Raw genomic sequence first — 21,876 nt, 5'->3', positions numbered from 1 at the left:
TCTTTAAGCGAGTTAAACCGCATTAAAATCAATACGTTACGGTTCCTATAGATCTTATAGTTCTATAGTTTCCATAGATTGATATAGTTAAATATAGATCTTTATAGCGTATGTGGATAACTGGAAAATCAAAGATTTACACAGTTTCCCACATACACAACAAGTTTTTGTTGTTTAGATGACTTAATGATCCTAGCTATAGACAACGGCATGCTACAACGAATAGCGACCGCATTTGTGTGAGTTCTTGACAAAAACACGAATTGACAGGAAATATTAATTATTGGATAGTTGTAAGTGTGCTCTAGAAGCAACAATGTACTTCTAGAGCAGCAGCGTTGGTTAACCGAATAGTGCTTGCACTATAACGGCGACGAGATTGATTATCGCTATAATCAGTTCAATTAAATTTACCATTTGTTCCCCTGATAAGGCTCATGGTGAAAGACAACGCACAAGGGTTTTTGATGGTGGCCGCCATCGTTTACCCGCATACACGAAGTGAAGCTTTCTAGCTGCTTCGAGCTTGGTTGGTGATTACATAATTACCTCCTAATTAATTAAAGGTTGGGTTCTTCGAATCCAGCCTTTTTTTATATTCTTCACACAATCAAGGTTATTAGGGAACGTTTTGTTCCAAGTCTTGCAGTGCCGAGTATTCCAGACTTTTTGCTAATTTTGCAAACGCCCAAACGAGTTGGTTATCTCTTTCAGGTTAAGGCGTATGAAAACTCCCAAGTCCTTATGTCCCATTGTGATCAGATAATTCCCCTTTCATAAAGAAACGCTTTGAAAAATATTCATTTCTCTACATGAATCGGGATATGAGCAAGATTTTTATCCAATAATTCATGTTCATTTTCCCTTTCTGCTTGATGCTAACCTCAAAAGAAAGTTGCCGCTTCCAGCAGATGGGTTAGCGCATTCAATATATTGCTGTTAACTCATCTTATCCTGTTAAAAACAAAAATGCTTCCCCGTACAACTTAAGTGGTTAAGCTTCCTATCATTTTGGCTAGTTTTTGCCCACTAATTTCTAATTAGCCTAAGTGTTGGCAGTATTAAACTCAACTATTTGACGTCGATAAGATGCTAAACGATCTGGAGTCATGGTCACGTAAGGCATCTGTTTTTTACTATACCGTTATTTAATGATTACGGAACCTAACGGACGAGGTTTCTTGATGAACCAATTCAAACTAGCTTTCGCGATTGATGCTTTTTCAATCCTTCATCTATATTTGTAACGCGACAGTATTATTGTTTTGTTTGGTTAGTATTGTTTATTTTTGTTGCTATTTTGTGTTTTCTGTTATTCCGAATGGGAAATTATTTATCTATGATTTGTAACTTTATATATACATTAAATTTTTGAGTATTCGGATTAGATATTGGATAAAAAAAGCTTCTAGTTTCCCCGAAGCTTTCCATTACTCTTATCCCGATAGCTAAACGTATCCGTCTATGCGAGGTGGACTTCATCATCATCCACTTTGAAAAGAGAAGTGTTTAACTTGCTAAGTAGCTTGTCTACTGGGATTTCCCACATTTTACACAATTCATTTAGGTTGTTCTGACCGCTCTTAATTGCATTGGCCAAAGCGAAGCCTAAGACGCTGTTAGAGGTGTTGGTCATGTACTCCTTAACGTCTTCTTGGATTTGGTTGTGAACTTTTTTTCTGCTGTTCTCTGATACTTTCTGATTCATTATATTATTCCGTTTTCCTGTTTTCTGATATAAAAATACATCATTTCGGTTTTTGTGTTGGTGATTTTTGAATTGTTTTTTAATCGGGTTTATACTGAATTAAAAATTTACTTGTTCGGAATTGTTGATGGGTGAAATAATTTCTGAAATTAAGCGATCTCAACTGGAACAACGGCAAAGAGAGCGAGACAAAAGCTCACCATCAATCCTGGATACATTCGAGGGCATAGAGCCTACGGACGAACGCGAAGCTCTGGCGAACCGGTTACAAGATGCCGATGTGACATTGGACGACAAACCGGATCGCTGCCCGACTTGCAATGGCACAGGTTACACCAAGTCGTTATTTAGCAAGTGGGAGTGCTGTAGCTGTTTTGGGACTGGTTACGACCTTTCCGATCCGGTTGCCGTTATCAAGTGGCAAAAGCTCTGCCTCGATTGGTCAAAGAATCGGTTATATGAATATCGCGTTGCATTGATTAAGGGGACTACAACCGAGGAAGAACGACTAGCAAGTGAAGTGGAGAGCTTCTATGAAAATGCGAGACGCAAAGACTAAACAGGCCGCTCGAATCCAATCGCTTGAGTATAGACAGCAACGTGCAGCGCGAATCAAGCGAGCGAGACGGCATGCAGATTTAACCATACTCGAAATGAGCAGGTTAATCGGGTTATCACCAGACACTTATCGAAAAATCGAGAATGGCGAAGTGAACCCAAGGGTGCAAAACCTAGAACTGATAGCTGTCTACACAAGTACAGACGTGGGTTATTTGTTCTTTGGTGATGCGATTTCTAACAGAGACGAAGCGGTAAAGAGAGATACCGGAGAATAACGAATGGCTTCAAGAGGCATTAACAAGGTCATTCTGGTTGGTAACTTGGGGTCAGATCCCGAAATCCGATACCTGCCAAATGGCGGCGCAGTAGCGAATATCACGATCGCTACATCCGAAACTTGGCGCGATAAAGCGACAGGGGAGAACCGAGAAAAAAACGAGTGGCATCGAGTGGTGTTGTTCGGCAAGTTGGCCGAAGTAGCGGGGGAGTTCCTACGCAAAGGGTCACAAGTTTACATCGAGGGTCAATTGCAGACTCGCAAATGGAAAGACAAGCAAGGCCAAGACCGTTACAGCACAGAGGTAGTAGTTCAAGGCTTTAATGGCGTGATGCAAATGCTTGGCAATAACCGAGCTGGTGGCCAGCAACAACAAGGCGGTTGGGATCAATCTCAACAGCAATACAGCGAGCCACCAATGGATTTTGACGATGAAATACCGTTCCAGAACGAGTTTCGTCATTACAAGATGCTGAGTTACGTGGCGGCTTGAACGGTGAGTAAGCAAAATTTAGCGTTAGCAACTCAAGACGACTTACTGATTGCATTGCGTCGAATGACCACTAAAGCGCTTATGGAAATGCGCGAGGCGGCAGGCGAAACGGATTTTACGGACACACCAAGTGCTTTTTATTTCAGTAACCGTGCAATCGCGGCAGAAGTAAACGGGTGTTCGGGTCATGTGGCCGAACTAATCCAAGACAGCTACCTCGACTACGTTCACAAAGGTAGCGAAATACTGGTTTGGCTGGATGACTTAGAAGAACGCCTAGAGCGCTTTGCTAACCAAGAATAAAACACTTTAACCCTATTCCCTTATCCCAATTTTTGAGTAGTGGAGAAATTGCCCGATGAGCGATGTTTTTACTGTAGAGCTTCCTTGGTGTGCCAGCTATCCAAGATGACTCAACCTATTGGGACGTGCTTGGAACGTTATGGAAAGCGCAAGGCTCGCACCAACATCAAGGTGTGTGGTCGTCCCTGTTTACGTGCCCGAGACGCAACAAGCACAAGGTTATGAAGTCGTCAGAGCGCAAGGCGTTCGCCAAGCTACCCAAGGTGATCACTGCCTACCGCGCTATCAATGACGAATCCGAAATCGAAACTGCACTTTGTTGGACGCTATCTGAGGACATTGCTAAGCGTGTTTTCTCTCAAGGAGGCCGCCGCAAGGTGGTATCTAAGCAATTCACCAAGGACGAGGTGTTTGCCTACTTCAACCGCCGTAAGGAGCAAGAGATTTTAGTTGTACAAGGGCTTATCTAGTTATGGCCAGAGCACCACGATTCGATCACTCTTTTCTCGCAAACCAAGTTGCTAAGCGCAAGAAGTGGAAAAGCAAAGGCGTGAAAGCTGGCCACGGCGGCGACTTCAATATCGATGCAGCACTTAACGAGATTAACCGTTCTGTTAATCACATCATCAATCCGGTATCGATAAACGTCCCAAATACTGCGCTGGTGGACAAGTCAGAGCTACCAGCCTGGCTTATCCGTATTCTTGAGAAAGACATTGACGTTGCGCGCGCTGCGACACAGAAGAAAGTGGAACTGGATTCACCACACAAAACGCGCCTTGCACAAGGGATTAAGCGCCCGAAAGAGTTTAACGACACGAAGCTGGCCGAACACTGGTTACAGGTGCGTTTGTTCTACACGTTAGAGACGCAGTACAAGGACATTTACCCGCTGGTTTTCTCAATCCCTAATGGTGGCTACCGAACACCTAAAGCGGCTTCGATGATGAGCTATGAGGGACAAAAGAAAGGTGTGCCAGATATATTTTTTCCTATCCCGAGAGGGGTGTATCACGGGTTCTTTTTGGAGGTGAAAACGGAAGAAGGTCGCCCAAGTAAGGAACAGCAGGAAAAGATAAAAATGTTCCAAAATCTAGGGTATTACGTGGTTGTGGCCAAGGGGTTTGATGAGTGCATTTGTCAAATTAATAGCTATCTCCAATTGCCAACATTTGATAACAAAACTAGACTAGCCGCATAAGTATATAAAAAGGGCTTAGTTATCTCATGTTAGCGAGTGAATACCACAGCATTGGCCAAAAGCCAGTTGATTTAGACGTGTTAGAAGCAACAAAGGTAGTCCGTAACTTCCTATGCGATTACCTTTACTATGACAAGTTGTTGCTAAGCTATGCTCCCGCAGGGGAATTTGGTAGCGCTCAAGCGTATCGTTGGCTTACTGGTGGTCATATTTGTGACTACGATGCTACTGGCGACACAATTGCACCAAGAGAGAAGATCAACTATCGAGTCATTAGAATGCTATTCGATGCTGGTCTAATCAAAGTAAAAACCAACATCCGAACGCCACATACTCGCTGCGTTATCTTTGAATGGGTTCGAGACATTAAGAAATATCGTCGTGAAATCCTCCGTACTAAAATCTTTGGCGAGAATGTTTACCTCACTAGCGCAATGATTGATGCTACAGCGGCGCAATATGGTCTGACCGTGACGTTTGTCGGTGCGAGAGGTGTCTTTGAGATATTGGATGGTAATGGCAACTCAATCCCGAACGGCCAAGCCAAGAACACCTACATATTCATGAATAGTGTTGGTGAGCCAGTAGGCCGACTACGTGATATGTCCTATTGGGAATGGGAACAATACTTATACGACACAGCGACACGCGCCAAGCTGCGCAAAACGCCTCTCAAAGTTCGTGATGGCATGCGCAGCCACTTTTCGGAGTTCAAACGAGCTTAACGCCAATCCTTGATCATCTTTCCACAAATGCCGCCTATATGGGCGGTATTTTTTTGTATTAAAAACAGAAATTGTGTTCGGAATGTTTACGGTGTGTTCGGAATGGTTATAATCGTCTAATGGCAGGACGTAAACCCAAGAAAAACGCCTTAACCCCTCAGCAGCGCTGGAATCGTCATCTTGCCAAGATGGCTAGGTTTGACATTAAACGTCAATACTACCGCGCCAGCGCGACACAACGAGAGCAAATTAGGCGACTCCAAATAGAACTTGGCTGTAGCAGTCGAGAAGAACTGGTTCTTTACGCCATCAATCTTCTAGGCCAACAGCACGGAATTTATCTGAAAGATATTCAAGAGGACTTAGCGTGTCTAAACAAAAAGCCGTAGGTAAGCACGAACTGATCTCAGCAATGAAAAAAGAAACGGGCGCATTACGTGAAGAATGCGAGCTGGTTTTTGATGCCTTTATCGAAGAAATCTCAACTCAAACCATGATTGAGGGCAATGCTGTATTGCTTAGTGGTTTCGGTACGTTCGCACCTCGCCTTAAGAAAGCGCGAGCTGGCCGTAATCCAAAAACGGGAGCACCAGCGATTGTAGCTGCGCGAGACAAGCTGACTTTTAGTGCATCGGATGTATTCCGCGATGAGCTGGCAAGCAAGGTAAACGAGATCAAGGGGGCACATTAATGAGTACACGCTTAAACCGAACTGACATTGAAAGAAACATTTCTAAACGCCTTGGCTTAAAGCTTACTGGTGATGATGCAGAGCTGGTGGGCGATTGTCTGGATGCAATGATCAATCACATTCTGGTTGAGATTGCGAAAGGCCGTGAGGTGCAAATTCGAGGCTTTGGCCGTTTCCGTCACATAGAGCGTGAACGCACAACCATTAATCCGGCGACGAAAGAGCGCTTAGGTGTCAAAACCGAGCACAGCGTATTGTTCTCTGCTTACAAGGACATGGTACGCGTCCATGAATGATAGTAAGGCAATTGGGCTACGTGTCTTTATCGGCTCCGTTCGGCTACTGGCTATAACCATTGTGTTAGCGCTGGTGGCTGTTGTCGGTATTGGCACATACAGCTTTTATGGATTGGTGGTCTATCCAAAGATAGAGCGAGTGAAGATTGATTTGGACGCAGAGCGCATAGAGCGCATTACTGTAGCGGCCAAGAGTGGGGAGAAGTCAGAGAATGGCGCACCTAGTCAAAAGTAAGACCGTCGAGGGCGCAAAGAACAAATGGGCGACTCGTTGGGACTATTTCTTTGATGCTCAATTCCTCTTTCGACGTGATACCGGAAAACAGTTTGTTTTAGACGTGGCCGCCGAGCCACAAACCGCCAAGGCGAACCGCTTCTACGTGGCTCCTGACTGGATTAACGAACAGCCGAGCTTAAGCCAAAACACAAGGCAGCTCAGCTCCTAAACCCTGTTTGTGTTGGGTTCGATGGCCTACAAGGTGAATGGGAAGATGGCTGGTGGTGCAATCCTCCGTTCGACCTTAAGTTTGAGTTTCTGGAAAAGGCGCTAGAACAAGCCAGAAAAGGCCGTGACGGCATGATGTTGTTACCACATGAAGAACTCACAACGTGGTGGCTGGACTTGGTTGAGGGCTACGCCTCTTAACGCGCTGTGGTACTTCTTTCTGATAAAGATTGGCTACTATAAAACACTCAAGAAAGCCACCAGAAAAAAGCGACAGAAACAATCTTTAAATGGGTAAAAATCACAAAATGAAATGCAAACTAATATTGTGATATGTTCGGAATAAGTTTAGTATTATTCCCGTAGGACAGTGACGGATACGACTTCCTATACGGTGCGCTTGTCTAATAAGGTTGTGCAAGCGTTGTAGGGTAAAACCTACAGGCTCCCAAAGAGGGCAAAGGGTTGATCTTCGAAAGAGGGTTAGCCCTTTGTTCTATCTATCCCCTACCAAAGAGCGCCTATATGAGCAGGCACTATGAGAAAAGTCCACGAACTATTCTGGCATCGCAAACACGACCGCATCCTTAAGCGAGAGCTGGCCAAGGATAAGCTGTACACCAAAGAGCTGGATAACTCCTTACGCAAGATGATTCACGAAATAAACAATCACCTTAAGCAAACTGAAAGCGTCAGCTAGATTGAGTGGAGTAAAGAGCATAGTATTAACAAAGCGATGCACTACAAAAGGTGAAGCATGCGTACTCAAGCACAAAAGAAAGGTAAAACAGTTCCCAAGGCGACTAAGAACAAAAAGAAACGCTCATTGTTTACAGAGGCAGAGCTATTGAATGGTTTAAATGCCCACACGGCACATAGTGATGAGCTAGCCAGTGTTTCTAGTAAAGAGCTAGGCGAGTAGCTAGGTAAAAAATACTTGAAACTAGCATTCCGAACGGATAAATTTATGTATACGCGAGTTAAATAGTTGCCATTGTGACGACCGTGTTTTCCTTTAAAAATCTTAGACAACTGTGCTCAAGCGCCTTTGGTTATTCCATTGGCGCTTTTTTCTTGATTTTTCGAGGTAAGTATCAATATAATTGCCTTGTTTTCGTGTGAAGCGTACAGCTTCGGCGAGTGATTCAAAGAAGGTTTGCAAAAGAGCTGGTAGAAATACTGGCTCTTTTTATGTGTCGTGTTTCAACCTATTGAAGAGGCATTTTTAGTGTTCTATATTTACCTCGCTCGCAAGAAAATGGACGTGGATACTCCAAAATATAGATGGCCAATTGATTGGTTATTGAATTACCTGTTATTGACAACTCCTCAAAATCAAAAGGCCACGGTAAAATGTGGCCTTTTCTTATGTTAAAAACATCATTTTTAAAAAGTCTATTCGGAATTATAAAGGCCGTAAAAAACCAACTAAAATACACGCTACCGAGAAAATGAATACGCATGTGATTCGCTGGTGGCTCCCCGAAGCGAATAGATTCAAACAGTACCTATCAAATGGGGTAAAAATCGGCACTGGTTGGCGGTTTAACACATCCCCAAGCCAATGCGACACACAACCGCATCCAAATCCACACAGAATCGCACCTAGAATCGTGCTGGTGGCTTCTAACGCCTCAATGGGTATTAATGTGCCCCCTATCGCTAAATGATAGCCATAAACCGTTGCAGCGAGCCATATCGAAAGGATGTGGGTGTAAGTTCGGTGCGGGATTCTGTCAAATTCAAGCCAGTCCGGTGCGCTCGAACCGCTTAAGCAACCAAGAAATGCCAGGATTGAATGCAGTGGTGTTGTGTCTGCCATTAAGGCGAGAGGAACGGGCGCAAAGCACAGTGCGCCCCAAGCGTGTCCAGTTCGGCTCATTCAGCTTCGCATCGAGCGCAATACGCATAGACGATGGCACTCATCGCTATGGTTCGATTGCGGTAGTTGGTGGCCAATTTCTCAAACGTCTCTGCAACTTCGGGGTCAATCCAAGGACTGATTTGGCGTGCCCCTACTAGGTCGCCCTCGATTACTTCGGGGTGCTTTTCTGGTAGTTGGTTTGGATCAGTGTTGTTGATGGCCAACTGATACAGCTCGGTCAGGGTAATTCCGTTCTGTTCGCATTGTTCGCATGCTTTTGCGTGAGCAAGGCGTGAAATTCGCACTTGAAGTAGCGTTAATCCCTTTTCCCGTTGGCGGGTTCTAAACATGGCTTGTCGTGCTTTGGTTTTGGCTTTGTGTCTGAATTTGATGCGCTCGGGTGCTTTCAAGGGGGTATTCCTTTCGTCACGTAGCGCGTTGTCTTGGGTATGGGGGAAGGTGGCTAGTGAGATAACGCAGCCAATTACTATATCGTGCCGCAGAATCAATTGTACATGAGTAGCGTTACTCACTAGCTGGCCATGATTATATGCAGAAAATCGTTACTGTAAATACTATTTAGTGTCGCGTTATCAAATTTTGTCTTTAAAACATTATTGACAATTAAATTATTTTTTAACTGGCCTAGTTCGTGTTGTTGTCACCTGTTTGAACTCTGTATTATTCCGAACGTAACAAAATGAATGGGGTTTAACCGTGTCCGGCAAGATTGACTATCAGGCTCACCAACAGCAGTTTTGGGAGCAGTTAGAGAAGCAGCCGACTTTGACGCTGGCCGAGTATTGCGAAGCCAACGGATTGAAGTACGGCACCGCTAAGCGATATATAAAACGGCCAGCCAAAACGGGCGGCAAGTTCCAACCGTCCGTTATGCCAAAAATCAAAGCGAAAAAGACCAGTCAGGGCAATGACTGGCATTCCCTTTTGAAAGAATTTCTCGTGCGTGGCGCTCAAAACCCAACGCTCACGATGGCCGCTTTTGCGAAAGATAAAGGGGTGAATGGTGCGACATTGCGCCGCCAGTTTAATTCCATGCGATCGCTGCCCGAGTTTGATCGATTATTTGATCTTTACGATGAGCAATTAGCGAAATTTCAAGAAGCGAAAAACGACAAGAAGAAAAAAAGAGCTGATAAATCAAAGTCCAAAGAAGCGGGGGCAACTGCGCAAGCGCAAAGTGCGCAAGGCGATCGCGCGAAAACAGGGGGTATTGGATCACTGCGCAAGCCGCGATCAGTTGAGGGACTTTCGCAGTATTCCAGTGCTCAAGTGGGTCGCCCTGTTGTGCATGGTGGTTATGCCCGTAGTGCGGGTATTACTGGCGAAATCATGGATATTCTCATGGATACCGATCCGCTTTCGGTTTGCAACGAACTGATTATTGCCCGTTCGCAGTATTACCGAATGAATGAGACGTTAGCTAAACGCCTTAAAGAGATCGATGAAATGGAAGAAAGCGGAGACATTCCGCTCGATGACGAAAACCAGCCAGTAGACATAAACGCCATGCGTGACCGTCTCATCTTTGGCTATGGCACCAGATTGCGTGAACTGGAATTGAGTATTTCCACGATGGCCAAACAAGAGGCCAAGCGCTACATCGATTTGCGTAAACAGGAATACGCTGAATTGATGATGCCACACTTACTGCCAGCGGAAGAAACCAGCCTAGTAATAGAAATGCTTTCTCTGCGCACTAAGAACAACTGGACAGCCTTAGAGACGTGTCAGCAAATCGAGAAGTTAGGCGCACGTCCACCAGCAACGCTATTGCATGAAGCTAAGGTAGAACTAGCGAACCTAGAGCCAGAAGTAGACGACACTGGTATCAGTGAGCAAGAGCTGGATGAGCTGTTTGATGACTACACGTTAGAGCAGATTGAGCAGCAAGATAACTGGCTACCTGCGCGCAAAGAAGAAGTAAACCGACGAATCAAAGAAGCCGAAGACCTAGAGAACGGCGTAGAACCTACCCTATCCCCATCCCAAATACAAAACGAAGCCGCTAAAGAGCAAGCCTATGATGACCTCGATAACGAGGGAGTGTCGGGGTTTGACGATGTAGACAGCTTCGAGGTACTTGGTGGCTAGAAGAATAAAGAGCGTAACACAAGATCCCCGTTACCCTGCCCTAGTTAAGCGGTATCGCTATGACTGGAAACGCCTCGCTGTTGAGCTAGTCGGTAAGAAGCCGAGCTGGCAGCAGCGCAAAATCATTGATAGTGCTCAGCGTATTGGTGCGCGAACGACTGTCAGCTCTGGCCACGGTACAGGCAAGTCAGACATGACCAGTATCATGATCATTGCTTTCATGCTCTGCTTCCCCAATGCGCGTGTTGTGCTAGTGGCGAACAACGCGAGACAGGTACAAATCGGTGTATGGAAGTACCTAAAATCCAACTGGAACACGCTCTTACAAAAGCATGGTTGGTTGCAGCAATACTTCACCATTACCGAGACAGCCTTTTTTGAAAACTCAGCAAAAGGTATCTGGCAAACCAGTGCTAAATCGTGCCGTATTGGTAACGAGGAAGCGCTAGCGGGTGAACACGCTAAACACTTGTTTGTTATTGTCGATGAGGCGTCAGGCGTCTCTGACAAGGCTTTTGGTGTGTTAGCGGGGGCATTGACCGAGAAAGATAACCGAATGCTGTTATTGAGCCAGCCAACGCGCCCTAGCGGCTATTTCTACGATACGCATCACCGATTAGCCGAGCCTAGTGGTCGATGGCGAGCCATCAGGCTTAACTCCGAGGAATCTCCGTTCGTAACCGTGGAATTTATCCTCGATAAGCGATTGGAGTATGGCGGTCGAGAGGCACCGGAATACCTGATTAAAGTACGTGGGGAGTTCCCAAGTTCCATTGCTGGCATGCTGCTTAGTCGGGATGCGCTGGACAAAAGCGCAAGGCTCAACCTCGATATGCCCGATGGTTGGGGTTGGGCTGCGCTGGTGGACGTTGGTAATGGTCGTGACCGCTCGATACTCAATATCTGCAAGGTTTGGGGTCAACGCATGGAGCGCATCGTTAAGAGCGTGAAATTGCTTGAACAACCAAGCACGGTCGATCCGGTTCGGTTCGCTGACATTATCCATGCAGAGTGTAGTGAGGACTTGTACCCAAACATCACGATAGCAGTGGATAGTGACGGTGTAGGTTATGACACGGCGACTTGCTTAGAGCGCTACGGACGGCGCGTACAGCGCATTCGTTGGGGTAAGAAGATGCACTCCACCAGCGATAAGCAGCGTTTCTTTAACCAGCGTGCTTATGCCAATGTTATGGCTCGGGATGCGATAAACCAAGGCCGCATGCAGATAGATAAGAACGTCAAGACGGCAGAACAAGGCAGTAAAATACCTTGTGCAATCAACGAGTCAGGCCAATGGGTAATGATGCCAAAACCGATGATGAAAGAGAAAATGAACATCCCATCACCTGACCGTTGGGATACATACTGTTTTTCTCAATTGGTAGATTATGTGCCGCACGAAATGGAAGTAACAGAGAGCATGCTAGAGTCTCGCAGTTCAGTAGAACAATGGGTACTGGAAGCGCTTGAATCGGACGATGCTTAATTCCGTTGGTGCCAACATATAAAAGTAATATGAAAAGGTGGCGATACCGTTAAATATCGCCACCAAATCACCAATCAAAGCGGAACAACAATAATTTAGCTTAAAACCTTAGTTCACTAATCCATCGAACTGCGAACGTGCTTTGCTTTCGTTCTTGCTTCTAAGCTCTTTTCTGGCTTCACGAATAGCGTCAACTTCGCTTTCTATATACATATTAGCGTTAGGGTACAGTACCGACTTAAAAGCATTCGCTTCATCGAATATCGAACGTCCCTCAGTGGTGTTGTTCGTGATTAGCACATCGTGATCTTTACAAGAGCGATGCCTAATTAGAACAAGGCCACCAGCGTTAACGTGAACCTTTTTAGCTACGCGAGAAATGCCACCATTGTTGCCATCATAGGTATGGATGATAGCTACAATGTCATTGTGTTCTTGACCGCGCTTTCTAAACTCAACGTCTGCATTGTCTTTGAAGTATTTCAATTCATTCAATGCAGTGTTTTTATTGTTAGTGAGCTGTTCTTTCTCATCTTCTGGAAGATCGTAGGAGAGTTTACGGTCGAGGTCGCGTAGGTATGCTTCAAGTCTTTTGGCTAGACGTGCGCCAGTGACTTTCTGGCTGCTAGCTGCTTTATTAATTGTGATGTTAACGCGACGGACGTTCTCAATTACGGTCGTCTCTTTAAATGAGTTAGATGAGCTGTTGAAGTATTGAGGTGCGCGCTCTAAAAGCTCTTTATTGGCTGATTTCGCGGCCTCAATATACTCAAGTAAACGAGTGGTTGGATTACCACGTTTTACTACAGCTACGATGCGATCATTGAATAGTCCACTATCTTCCTTGCCATCTATTTGTTCGGAAAAAGTCGCGCGGTGCTTCAAGGCACGTTTTAGGCGCGCATCTGCCGTTTGTTTATTTGCAAGTAATTGATTAAGTGTTTCTATATCAATAGCTTTTAAATCTTTAATTTCAGTATTTTTTTTATTAATCATGGTGAACGGTTGCTCCAAATTACATTGGAGGATAAAGGTTACACTCCATCCATGAGCGTATGCGAGTAACGAAAAACCCTACCTTTATCCTTGATGCGTAGCATACCGTTTTTGTGTTCGGAATTAAATAAAAAACGAACAGAAGAACGTTATAAGTGTTGCTTTTTAAGCGGAGAAGTGATCTCGAACGAAGTTTAATACGTCATCACGATTAATGGATGAATTGCATAGTGCGTTCGGATGCGATTGGATAAGATGCATCATGCAAATGTCGGTCGCGTCATCAAGGAACGAGCTGCTAAATACATCTAGGGACAGGTCACATTTATCTAGTATTTCGAGTGGAATTAATTGATTCAACGTGCAGTGCATATCTATATCTCTTAAGCCAATTGACTGGATAGCCAATACGTATATAGCTCTGATTTGGAAAGAGTTTAGGGGATTCTCGCCAACCGAGCTGATGTTCGCGGAGTATTATGAGACTGTGATCTTTGATTGTCTAGATATGCAAAATAATGCAAACATATCGTTACTAGCAGTTAGGTTTTGAGAACGTGACCTATACCGCATAATAATTGAGGATATGCATATTTGTTCGTGTTGCGTGACGGTGTAACACCGTCATTATATTACCACAGGCGGGTAATTGTCGTGGCGAGTTTCAAAAAAACCTATTTTAGTTTCAGTTCTAGACAGAACTGAAACTAACTTATCCAATGTTTTGTCGCTGGTCATCGACGCAAAAAGACATAAAATCCAATAAAAACAACAACTTATTAAATGTCTAAGATTGCTTTCTAATCCTGGCATTTTGTGTGAATGAACCTAAATATTCCATAGGAATATTGATAAAAAATGACTTCTTGCTGGTGGTGTTTTGAGCACTATTGCGTTATTTGTCAAAAGTTGATTAGTCGGTCACTTCTGGAACCCTTCGTGCTTTTAATGTAAGTATTCCGAACATAGTTGAAAAAGATATTCCTTTGGAATATATTGTATTCCAAGCAAACACTGGCATTTTGCCAAAAAAGGATCAGCAAAAATGTTTAAAAAAAATGAATTGGTGTCGCTTTCGGATGAGTGGGCGAGTAAACGCAGTGCCATCCAAGAGCGCCACCACGACCTTATTCTTATCTCTTTGGATGAGCTAATTAATGAATGTGGAGGCCAAGAACAAGCCGCCGCCGTCATTCGCAATTTCTACGGTTTCCCTTGTGTGCAAGGCACGATCAGCAAGGCTCGAAAAGGTAATAATGCGCTAAAGATTCGCTCTCAACTTCGCTTTGCCATAAACACAATTAAAGAAGCTCAAAGCATCCAAGCACAAACCAAGATGATCAACCACTTTGGCCGCTTACCTATTCACCACGACTTCGTGCGTGTCGATGGCGAACTAGGCTTATTCTTGGGATTTAGCTTGTTATCTCGAACCCTACAAATTCAAGTGTTCGTTGGTGGCGAGTTTAAAACGGTTAATGCTAATCACGTGGAGTTGATCTAATGGCTGCTTTCCCTGCGCGTGACTTAGACGAGTTGGAAAAAATAATCCGTTTAATGGATGACATTAACCCACTTATCTCTATGATGATTGAAATGGAGGTTCGTACAGGTTTACGTTATTGCGACATTTCGAAGCTAAAATTCAGCGATGTGATGATAAATGGCGTGATCCGGTCTTCATTTAACATTGTTCAATCAAAAGGTTTTAAAGGCCGTATGGCCCGAGGTAAGAGCGAAAAAGCCGCTAAAGAGGCCGCTCGAATCACCATTCACGTTAATGCCGAACTGGAAGAACTAATTAAACGTATCTACTTACACAATGGCCATAATGAGTTGATGTTTCAATCTAATCACCACTTGGCCAAAAAGGGCAATGCGATCAGCATCCAGTATATCAACCGAGCGTATAAGCGCATAGCAATGGAGTTGAGATTGCCATATCAGCTATCAACACACTCGATGCGAAAAATGTACGCCATGCTCCTGCTTGAAAAGAAAGCCTCTTTGAAAGTGATTAAGGACGCGCTTGGTCACTCTAGTGTTGCCGTGACTGACCACTACTTAAGAACGTTCCACGACGAAGCGAAAGAGTACACAACAGGCATTTCATTAAAACCAAAGGCAGAATAGAGGGAGGGGAAATTATGTGTAAGGCTCTAATGAACGCGAACTTACGAGTAAACGAATTTAAGCTTCGACAACAGGAACTTTCCCGAACCTCAATTCCGAATGACCTTAAACCAAAGGTAAGAGAATTAATGAAAAAAGGGTTCAGCAAAAAGGCAATCAAGCTGGTGCTTGGTTGCAGTTATGACGACCTAAAGACTATCAATCTGTCGCATTAATTAGGAATATAAGAAAACATAGTTACACTGTAACGTTATCCATTTGGCCAAGAAAGGGCAACAATGGCCAGCCAAATCCAACCGAAAGGAATTACATGTTTTGTTTATTTGAGGGTTATAGAGTGTCAGAGTGTCGTAACGCTTATGCTTATTTCGTATCTAACACAGGCTATCGATTCATCACCAAGAAAAAGACCTGTTATGCCGTTAGTGTGCCTAAGCCGGAAGGGGGCTATATTCGTCGCTCTGTCGGGTTTGTTCGCATTGGTGAAAAGAAAGGTCTACGCAAGGCAACCAAAATACGCAACCAAATCGGCAAGGAACTATGGGGGCGTTGTTGGGATCGCGTTCGTAAGCAATTCAACTTGCTGGCGCGCTTGCCGAAAAGTCTTGAACCACGGTTAACTACCATCGATGGTAAGCAATACTACGTAGCGCGGTACACCAAGTACGATGAGAACAACCAGAAGCATGAGCATTCCATTAAGGTAAGTGTGAACGCTTATGGGAAATTGGCGGCATGGACGATTGCTAAGAGAAAGTTACTCAAGGCTCACAGCGATGTAATGGACGTATTATTACACATTGAAAAAGTTAGTAGTGTACGGTTAAAGTAATATTCTATTCATTTAGAATAATTCCGAACACTAGTTCCTAATATACTAATATTCATTAGTTAGTGACAATGCGATGAGGGGGCCCATAGAGACATATATGAAAGTACGTATTCTCGGTCAAATGTTTGCGGCTACTGTAATTGTGCAACTTAGGCTTTATAGGTCCAATTTCATAAGAAGTTAAACATCTTCAATGGTAACGGGTATCACGATTTGTGAAAACAGTGTAAGTTATTAATCTGTTGTGTTTTTTGTATTTAGAATTGGCCCCATTAAGTATTCTAAAATGGTCCTCTTTCCGGTTATTATGTCAACTGATGTTGTCATTCCTGGAATGATTGGTAGATCTTTATCACCGAGATTAGTTTTATCAGTACGTATACGTACTACATAAAAGTCGTTACCTTCTTCATCCTGGATTGTGTCTGCACTAATGTGTTCTAACTCCCCTTTTAAACCACCGTACTTACTAAAATCATAAGCGGTAAGCTTGACAATAACAGGTAGCTCAGGACGTAAAAATGCAATATCTTTTGGTGCTATTTTTGCCTCTATCAGTAGAGCGTCTTCGGTTGGCACAATTTCAACGATATCCATACCTGGTTGAATAACTCCACCAACTGTATTTATGCTCAACGTTTTAATTTTTCCCGTTACTGGTGAGTAAACCACGGTTCTATTGACTTTATCTTCTAAGTTAACTGTAGACTTTACCAAAGAAGATAGTTGATCTTGGGTGCTATTAAGTTTTTCTTGTTGTTCAGATCGGAATTGTAGCGCGACCTCTATTCGTTTAAGCATGAACTCTTGAATTAATGACTCTAATACGGGAATTTTAAGCTTGCTAGATGTCATTTCACGCCTGCTATCATTGGCTTGTCGTTGTAATTTAAGTAATTCAATGCGTGGAACTATACCTTCGTCAGCTAGAGGTTTGGTAATATCCAATTCCTTTTTTGCATATTGATAACTCCTACGTAAGTTTTCTACTCGTGCTTTTATTTCAATCAAATCCTGTTGTTTCTGTATGACTTGCTGATCAATCACTGATATCTGGTTGCGTATATTATTTAAGTTTTCGAGATACTCTGCTTTTTGACGTAGGATTAGTTCAGGTTGAGTTTCTTCTAAAAATGATGGGAACATTAGCTGGTCATAGTTTAGTGTGACATTTTGTCGCCAATCTTTAATGTCAAAGTCATTGTTAACTTGAACGCTATTTATCGAGGCTGTCAATTGTAATACAGATGCACTCAAGTTAGCGACTTGTTGTTCATGCTCACGAAAATCTGAACGAAAGAGCGTGTCATCGATGAGAATTAATGGTTGACCTTTTTCGACTAATTGACCTTCTTTTACTAAAATTTCTTTAATTAACCCGCCTTCCAAGTTTTGTATAACTTGAACCTGTGAGGAAGGAATGACTTTCCCTAAACCGACAATGACTTTATCTATCTCAGAAAAAGATGCCCAACCAACCATCACAATTGAAAGACTCACCATTATCCAGAGCAACAAACGAGCACTCCTAGGACTTGTCAGGAGTAAGGCTGCGACCTTGTCATTAACAAACTCTAACTCATCATCGTTAAGTTTGTTGTAGTTCTTTTGTTTCATGTTTGCGCTCATTTATAATAATTTAGTTTTAGTATACCAACTTTAACACCTTGAAGACTGAAACGACCTAATATGAAAAAATCAGTACGATAGACCGAGTACAGAAAACGGCCTTTTAACTCATATAGGTTGCTCTATGATTATAGTAGGATGATAAGGAACAATGCTCCTCTTGGGTGTCAAAATGTTGCTTAAAGCATTCTATAGCGGCTCATATGGCGCGCTTTCGGGGTCTGTAACGTGCATTATTAGTATAAAAATAGAAAATAAAGCTATCTTTAATTTTTGAAACGTGTATAGTTGATTTTGCTCTGACGAAGAGTTGTTTGAAGATAAAAAATATAAAGTAAGTTTTCCAGTGTCATCCCTAGCAAGTTTTTCTCTGTATCTCCCTTAATTCTATATCCTTAAAATAATACTTATGTTCAGTGCACCTTAATTTTAATTTATATAAGGGGCATAATATGTCTAATCAAGTAATTGGTACAGTAAAGTGGTTTAATGAAGCTAAAGGCTTCGGTTTCATTTCTCAAAATAACGGCGACGACCTATTCGTTCACTTCCGCAACATCGTTGGGGATGGATTTAAAAAACTTATTGAAGGCGACAAGGTTTCTTTTACCGTAGGTAAAGGTCCTAAAGGGCTTCAAGCAGAAAATGTAACGACGTTGTAATAGTCTTACAAAACTTAGCTTCCTTATCGCTTGTAATCCAGTGGTAAGGAAGTAGTAGCTCTGATCAATAGTTGTTTCAGATAAAAAAGTATAAAGTCAGTTTTCCCAGCGTCATCCTTAATAAGTTTCTCTGTAAGCTCCCTTCATTCTATATCATAAAATAACGCATGTTCAGTACACCCTAATCATTAAGTAAGGGGCATTGTATGTCTAATAAAATCATTGATTTAATAAATGTATCTAATAATAAAAAAATCAGTAAAAAGAAAAAATCAAATAGTCAAAAATCAAAACTTGACCTACTTCAAAGAATAACAAGTGGCCAAAGTGGTGTGGTTTTGGAGGTTTTATTTTGAAGAATAATGGTAGAAAGAAAATTTGGTTTAAATTAAGAAATAAAAATAAAATTTTTGAAAGCCAAACTCATAATTAATTTTTCTTAACGTATTTTATCTTATCAATAGTAACTATTGACTCTGGAGTGGTACGTTAACGAACATCGCCAGTTTTTGAGCCATTTGCTCATCAACAAGACCATTCTAATAGCTCAATCCAAACACCATTGAAAGGCGAAATAGCTCGGTGAAGTAGTCTGCTACCTCACTACATTAACCAAATGTCAGGTAACGGATTAAGCTTTACCCGTAGTGCCTTGTGGACACCGGTAAAGAACACAGTAAAACGTTGATAACTGACTCATTATCCGACTAATCCTAATCTTCTTGAGCAGTTTGTTCCATTTCTTGGACGAGACTGAACTTGTCCATTACTTTCTCTAAACGCTCTGTCGAAAACCTTGCTCAGATCATCAATCTTGTCGCGCCGTTTTTTCTTGTAGGCGATGTCGCAGCCGGTAATTGGCGGGTTAGTTTCTGTTCTGTAAGAAGTGAAACTAAATTGACTAGATTCCTGACGGGGCACTATTTCAGTAATTCGGCCCAACCGAACTACTGGAATAAGTTATTTAATGTTGATACCTAATCGAACTGATATGCCTAGAACGTTGGCCAGCCCGATAAGTGACGATAAAGAAGGGTTGTCGCGCGGGTGTAAGGTGTTGTCCATACCCTTAACTTGTGAAACAACTGCTAAGGCATCGGCGATTATCGCTGGTTCACCAGTGCTTGCTGCTTCATCAATATAGGCTTGGATAGTCTGTTGATCGGTTAAGTAATCGGATGGGTTAAACTCTTTGATCGCATTAGATGGCTTGCAAAGCGAGTCTGCATTCATGTTGTCTTGAAACTTAGCCACTATTGAAAAATCATAGTCTTTCAATTATTGATCCTCCTTTTAAGCAATTACGATACGCATAAAGAAGCTACCAGCTATACGCTGATGGCAGCTGAGACTTTATGACTTTATGGGAATTATTAGGTTAGTTTGGATATTGATGAATAGGTTTGCGTACTTATCGCTATTCTTCATCAATCTGGTCTCTAGATGATGGTTAATTACATCCATCAGACGAGCGCGTTCTACTAGCTCCATTGCTACCTTGTTTTTTTTGTATAGCCAATCTGCTATGTCGCTAAGTCTCCAAAGAGGATCTTTCTTTGAAGCCTTTCGTACTGGCACAGGGAAGCCACCGCCGCCAAATGTACCCTTTTTGTATTTTGCTAGTGTGCTCTTCTTAACCCCGGTGAACTCCGCAGCTTCGCCCAAACTCACAAGGTCGCCCTCAATCGAGATAACTTGTAAATCGTAGCCCTCGACCGATTCTACGTCCTTAATTGCTTGTGTAACCGCTTGAACGAACGTTCCTGCCTCTCGTTCAAATTCGATATACAGCATTTCATCAACAGACATTACCACAGCGTCAGAACAAGCGCCCTCGTATAGTTTGCGTGACACATCAAGTAGATCGTTGTCGTTCGTGATATTGATGTTGCCGATGTTTAAGGTGAACTCATAAATGCTCATTGAACTCTCTCTGCACTCCATTTATGTGTACAATTGTGCCTATACTATACTATCAATTTGGCACAAAAAAGCCACTGTGCTGGTGGCTTAATGGTTAACTGTTCTCTCTCTTCTCAACGCAGCGATAAACGGCCATAGTAATTTCCCAACCGTTTGTAATCGTACTTTCATTGACGTAATCCTTGTCTTACTTGGCGCAATGCGTGGTAAATTCGCTTAGCATGGCCTTGTAATTGGTCATTGACGAATCATAGTTAACCTGTACATAGTCCTCATTTGCAATATCGATGTTATAAGATTGTCCCTAAACAGCGACACAACCAAACAGTAACGACGGTAGTAGACAAGCAATTTTCCGCATTTCTTTTGGTACCTATTATTTTGATGTTTCTATTTTTGATGTTTAGATTGCCTAATAATGATAGCGGCATGAAATAATGGTTATCGCCTGATTATCCACGGCATAGACCAACCTGTTCGTATCATCAATACGGCGCGACCAAAATCCTGACAGGTTCTCCTTTAGTGACTCAGGCTTCCCTATCCCCTCAAAAGGGAACGTTTAACGTCATTAATCAACCTATTGATGCGCTTTAGGGTGTTTTTGTCTTGCTTTTGCCAGTGCAAACCACATCAGTCCAAGTAAAGCGCTTAGGTCACTTCGTAAGATCAACATTAGGTGGCGAACGTCATGAATGTCTCGAGCCAATTTTCAGTATTTTTCGTATTCTTGGACCTGGCCAGAAGCAACACCATCATCGCTTCCAAATGTGATTTTAAACGTCACGTAATACTGTGAGAGAGTAATAAAGATTCATACTACACAGTGGCAGCGATCACATAGGTATGCTGCTATTTCTAAAATGTTTATGCCCAAGGTGTGCTGACGGGATGTGTAACACAGAAATGCCTCGAAATGAGCTAGAGTAGGGTTGAACTTTGTTGTAATCATCGTAATTTTGATTACCTTTCCTTATCTAACTATGTGGGCAAATCCACTATACATTGCTCATATTACGCGCCACGTGGGATCGTGATGCGCTTAACATGTTTTATAGAAAAGTTCTTGTTTAACAGACTGTTAACCATATTTCTAGGCCTATTCTGATATGTTGGTACTTTCTCAGTCTTCTAGGAATAATAGAAAATGTCAGTCGATGTAAATGGATTTATTAAGTCTCAGCTCAAACAAGCTGTTCTTCATAAGCGCCTTGCTATCGCCCCTTTCACCGATGAAAAGCTTGAAAAGAAGTTGGATAATGCCATTGCTAGCTACAAGCTAGATCTCGATCCTAATCTGGTCGTAGCGTTGTTCGACATGACTGTGTTCAACAATGGGAAAGATGGCTTTCTTGTTACGGGTGAATCTTTGTATGTGAAAGGGCCATTTGAAGCGGCTCAGTGTATCAAGTTCGAGTCAATGCACTCTGCCGAATATGTACAGAAAACCGTAACGAAAAAAGATAAAACCAAAGAAATCGGGTACTTACTCATCACTTATGGGGATGATGAGGAGCTCATGATCGACTGGAGTGA

Annotated in this window: 29 protein-coding genes and 1 pseudogene; 22 read left to right on the top strand and 8 right to left on the bottom strand. The window is 42.8% G+C overall.

Annotated features, from left to right (window positions below; translation table 11 throughout):
• Window positions 1-1,462: 1,462 nt before the first annotated feature.
• Window positions 1,463-1,708 (bottom strand): hypothetical protein, encoded by a 246-nt coding sequence (locus IQP38_RS18725; RefSeq protein WP_193837879.1) that lies wholly within the window; start codon window positions 1,706-1,708, stop codon window positions 1,463-1,465.
• 127 nt (window positions 1,709-1,835) lie between these two features.
• On the opposite strand from IQP38_RS18725, the gene IQP38_RS18720 reads away from it, so the two are divergent.
• The 14 genes from IQP38_RS18720 (at window position 1,836) to IQP38_RS18655 (ending at window position 7,622) form a co-directional block, all read left to right on the top strand.
• Window positions 1,836-2,267, top strand: coding sequence for a hypothetical protein (locus tag IQP38_RS18720; RefSeq protein ID WP_017634071.1), 432 nt, complete (start codon window positions 1,836-1,838; stop codon window positions 2,265-2,267).
• Window positions 2,242-2,544 carry a helix-turn-helix domain-containing protein gene (locus IQP38_RS18715; protein ID WP_017634072.1) on the top strand — a complete coding sequence of 101 codons (303 nt, stop codon included), beginning with the start codon at window positions 2,242-2,244 and terminating at the stop codon, window positions 2,542-2,544. Before IQP38_RS18720 ends, IQP38_RS18715 begins: the two co-directional genes overlap by 26 nt.
• Window positions 2,545-2,547: 3 nt before the next feature.
• Window positions 2,548-3,039 (top strand): single-stranded DNA-binding protein, encoded by a 492-nt coding sequence (locus IQP38_RS18710; protein ID WP_193837878.1) that lies wholly within the window; start codon window positions 2,548-2,550, stop codon window positions 3,037-3,039.
• Between the two features lie 3 nt (window positions 3,040-3,042).
• Window positions 3,043-3,342 carry a hypothetical protein gene (locus IQP38_RS18705; RefSeq protein WP_193837877.1) on the top strand — a complete coding sequence of 100 codons (300 nt, stop codon included), beginning with the start codon at window positions 3,043-3,045 and terminating at the stop codon, window positions 3,340-3,342.
• Between the two features lie 89 nt (window positions 3,343-3,431).
• The gene (locus IQP38_RS18700; protein WP_017634075.1) at window positions 3,432-3,812 is read left to right on the top strand and encodes a hypothetical protein; all 381 of its coding nucleotides are present in this window, start codon (window positions 3,432-3,434) and stop codon (window positions 3,810-3,812) included.
• A 2-nt stretch (window positions 3,813-3,814) separates the two neighbouring features.
• The gene (locus IQP38_RS18695; RefSeq protein ID WP_054579109.1) at window positions 3,815-4,543 is read left to right on the top strand and encodes a VRR-NUC domain-containing protein; all 729 of its coding nucleotides are present in this window, start codon (window positions 3,815-3,817) and stop codon (window positions 4,541-4,543) included.
• Between the two features lie 26 nt (window positions 4,544-4,569).
• On the top strand, window positions 4,570-5,268 hold the full coding sequence (locus tag IQP38_RS18690; RefSeq protein WP_017634077.1) for a hypothetical protein: 699 nt from the start codon (window positions 4,570-4,572) through the stop codon (window positions 5,266-5,268).
• A 119-nt stretch (window positions 5,269-5,387) separates the two neighbouring features.
• Window positions 5,388-5,657 carry a hypothetical protein gene (locus IQP38_RS18685; protein ID WP_017634078.1) on the top strand — a complete coding sequence of 90 codons (270 nt, stop codon included), beginning with the start codon at window positions 5,388-5,390 and terminating at the stop codon, window positions 5,655-5,657.
• Entirely contained in the window at window positions 5,636-5,959 is a 324-nt protein-coding gene (locus IQP38_RS18680; protein WP_017634079.1) for an HU family DNA-binding protein, read from the top strand. The genes IQP38_RS18685 and IQP38_RS18680 overlap by 22 nt, the downstream gene beginning before the upstream one ends.
• A complete protein-coding gene (locus tag IQP38_RS18675; RefSeq protein WP_017634080.1) occupies window positions 5,959-6,255 on the top strand; it encodes an HU family DNA-binding protein in 297 nt (98 codons plus the stop codon). The genes IQP38_RS18680 and IQP38_RS18675 overlap by 1 nt, the downstream gene beginning before the upstream one ends.
• Entirely contained in the window at window positions 6,248-6,490 is a 243-nt protein-coding gene (locus tag IQP38_RS18670; RefSeq protein WP_017634081.1) for a hypothetical protein, read from the top strand. The genes IQP38_RS18675 and IQP38_RS18670 overlap by 8 nt, the downstream gene beginning before the upstream one ends.
• The gene (locus IQP38_RS18665; RefSeq protein ID WP_017634082.1) at window positions 6,468-6,701 is read left to right on the top strand and encodes a hypothetical protein; all 234 of its coding nucleotides are present in this window, start codon (window positions 6,468-6,470) and stop codon (window positions 6,699-6,701) included. Before IQP38_RS18670 ends, IQP38_RS18665 begins: the two co-directional genes overlap by 23 nt.
• Window positions 6,702-7,238: 537 nt before the next feature.
• On the top strand, window positions 7,239-7,400 hold the full coding sequence (locus IQP38_RS18660) for a hypothetical protein (protein WP_017634083.1): 162 nt from the start codon (window positions 7,239-7,241) through the stop codon (window positions 7,398-7,400).
• Between the two features lie 57 nt (window positions 7,401-7,457).
• Entirely contained in the window at window positions 7,458-7,622 is a 165-nt protein-coding gene (locus IQP38_RS18655) for a hypothetical protein (protein WP_170894064.1), read from the top strand.
• A gap of 483 nt (window positions 7,623-8,105) precedes the next feature.
• Here the strand turns inward: IQP38_RS18655 and IQP38_RS18650 are convergent, their stop codons facing one another.
• Together IQP38_RS18650 and IQP38_RS18645 are read right to left on the bottom strand one after the other, a co-directional pair.
• Window positions 8,106-8,582: a hypothetical protein gene (locus tag IQP38_RS18650; RefSeq protein WP_193837876.1), complete on the bottom strand. Its 477-nt coding sequence runs from the start codon at window positions 8,580-8,582 to the stop codon at window positions 8,106-8,108.
• A complete protein-coding gene (locus tag IQP38_RS18645; protein WP_054579108.1) occupies window positions 8,579-8,974 on the bottom strand; it encodes a hypothetical protein in 396 nt (131 codons plus the stop codon). The genes IQP38_RS18650 and IQP38_RS18645 overlap by 4 nt, the downstream gene beginning before the upstream one ends.
• A 307-nt stretch (window positions 8,975-9,281) precedes the next feature.
• Between IQP38_RS18645 and IQP38_RS18640 the strand changes: the two genes are divergently transcribed.
• Both IQP38_RS18640 and IQP38_RS18635 read left to right on the top strand, forming a co-directional pair.
• Complete coding sequence (locus IQP38_RS18640) at window positions 9,282-10,676, top strand: hypothetical protein (protein WP_017634086.1); 1,395 nt, start codon at window positions 9,282-9,284, stop codon at window positions 10,674-10,676.
• Entirely contained in the window at window positions 10,669-12,165 is a 1,497-nt protein-coding gene (locus tag IQP38_RS18635; protein WP_017634087.1) for a hypothetical protein, read from the top strand. Before IQP38_RS18640 ends, IQP38_RS18635 begins: the two co-directional genes overlap by 8 nt.
• A 108-nt stretch (window positions 12,166-12,273) precedes the next feature.
• On the opposite strand, the gene IQP38_RS18630 is transcribed toward IQP38_RS18635, so the two are convergent.
• Window positions 12,274-13,161 carry a hypothetical protein gene (locus tag IQP38_RS18630; RefSeq protein ID WP_017634088.1) on the bottom strand — a complete coding sequence of 296 codons (888 nt, stop codon included), beginning with the start codon at window positions 13,159-13,161 and terminating at the stop codon, window positions 12,274-12,276.
• 1,045 nt (window positions 13,162-14,206) lie between these two features.
• Here IQP38_RS18630 and IQP38_RS18625 point away from each other — a divergent pair.
• From IQP38_RS18625 to IQP38_RS18615, 3 genes are all read left to right on the top strand, one after another.
• Entirely contained in the window at window positions 14,207-14,665 is a 459-nt protein-coding gene (locus IQP38_RS18625; protein WP_193837875.1) for a hypothetical protein, read from the top strand.
• On the top strand, window positions 14,665-15,294 hold the full coding sequence (locus IQP38_RS18620; RefSeq protein WP_053307330.1) for a tyrosine-type recombinase/integrase: 630 nt from the start codon (window positions 14,665-14,667) through the stop codon (window positions 15,292-15,294). The genes IQP38_RS18625 and IQP38_RS18620 overlap by 1 nt, the downstream gene beginning before the upstream one ends.
• A 310-nt stretch (window positions 15,295-15,604) precedes the next feature.
• Window positions 15,605-16,126 (top strand): hypothetical protein, encoded by a 522-nt coding sequence (locus IQP38_RS18615; RefSeq protein ID WP_017634092.1) that lies wholly within the window; start codon window positions 15,605-15,607, stop codon window positions 16,124-16,126.
• Window positions 16,127-16,360: 234 nt separating this feature from the next.
• Here the strand turns inward: IQP38_RS18615 and IQP38_RS18610 are convergent, their stop codons facing one another.
• Window positions 16,361-17,743 (bottom strand): HlyD family type I secretion periplasmic adaptor subunit, encoded by a 1,383-nt coding sequence (locus tag IQP38_RS18610; RefSeq protein ID WP_193837874.1) that lies wholly within the window; start codon window positions 17,741-17,743, stop codon window positions 16,361-16,363.
• Window positions 17,744-18,207: 464 nt separating this feature from the next.
• Here IQP38_RS18610 and IQP38_RS18605 point away from each other — a divergent pair, with 464 nt between their 5' ends.
• Together IQP38_RS18605 and IQP38_RS18600 are read left to right on the top strand one after the other, a co-directional pair.
• Window positions 18,208-18,417: a cold-shock protein gene (locus IQP38_RS18605; protein WP_017634094.1), complete on the top strand. Its 210-nt coding sequence runs from the start codon at window positions 18,208-18,210 to the stop codon at window positions 18,415-18,417.
• Window positions 18,418-18,623: 206 nt separating this feature from the next.
• Window positions 18,624-18,773, top strand: coding sequence for a hypothetical protein (locus IQP38_RS18600; protein ID WP_165615990.1), 150 nt, complete (start codon window positions 18,624-18,626; stop codon window positions 18,771-18,773).
• Between the two features lie 604 nt (window positions 18,774-19,377).
• On the opposite strand, the gene IQP38_RS18595 is transcribed toward IQP38_RS18600, so the two are convergent.
• The 3 genes and pseudogenes from IQP38_RS18595 to IQP38_RS18585 form a co-directional block, all read right to left on the bottom strand.
• Window positions 19,378-19,695, bottom strand: a complete 318-nt coding sequence (locus IQP38_RS18595) for a DNA-binding protein (RefSeq protein WP_053307329.1) — start codon at window positions 19,693-19,695, stop codon at window positions 19,378-19,380.
• A gap of 75 nt (window positions 19,696-19,770) precedes the next feature.
• Window positions 19,771-20,340: a helix-turn-helix transcriptional regulator gene (locus tag IQP38_RS18590; protein ID WP_017634097.1), complete on the bottom strand. Its 570-nt coding sequence runs from the start codon at window positions 20,338-20,340 to the stop codon at window positions 19,771-19,773.
• 412 nt (window positions 20,341-20,752) lie between these two features.
• Window positions 20,753-20,967, bottom strand: a pseudogene (locus tag IQP38_RS18585) (Txe/YoeB family addiction module toxin).
• A 520-nt stretch (window positions 20,968-21,487) separates the two neighbouring features.
• Here IQP38_RS18585 and IQP38_RS18580 point away from each other — a divergent pair.
• The coding region (locus tag IQP38_RS18580) for a hypothetical protein (RefSeq protein ID WP_228010117.1) at window positions 21,488-21,876 on the top strand (389 nt) is incomplete at its 3' end.

The organism is Vibrio sp. OPT41, assembly GCF_015163595.1.
In the GTDB taxonomy this organism is placed as follows: domain Bacteria; phylum Pseudomonadota; class Gammaproteobacteria; order Enterobacterales; family Vibrionaceae; genus Vibrio; species Vibrio alginolyticus.
Note: the sequence above shows the minus strand (reverse complement) of the source record. Positions and strands in the feature narration are given on the sequence as shown.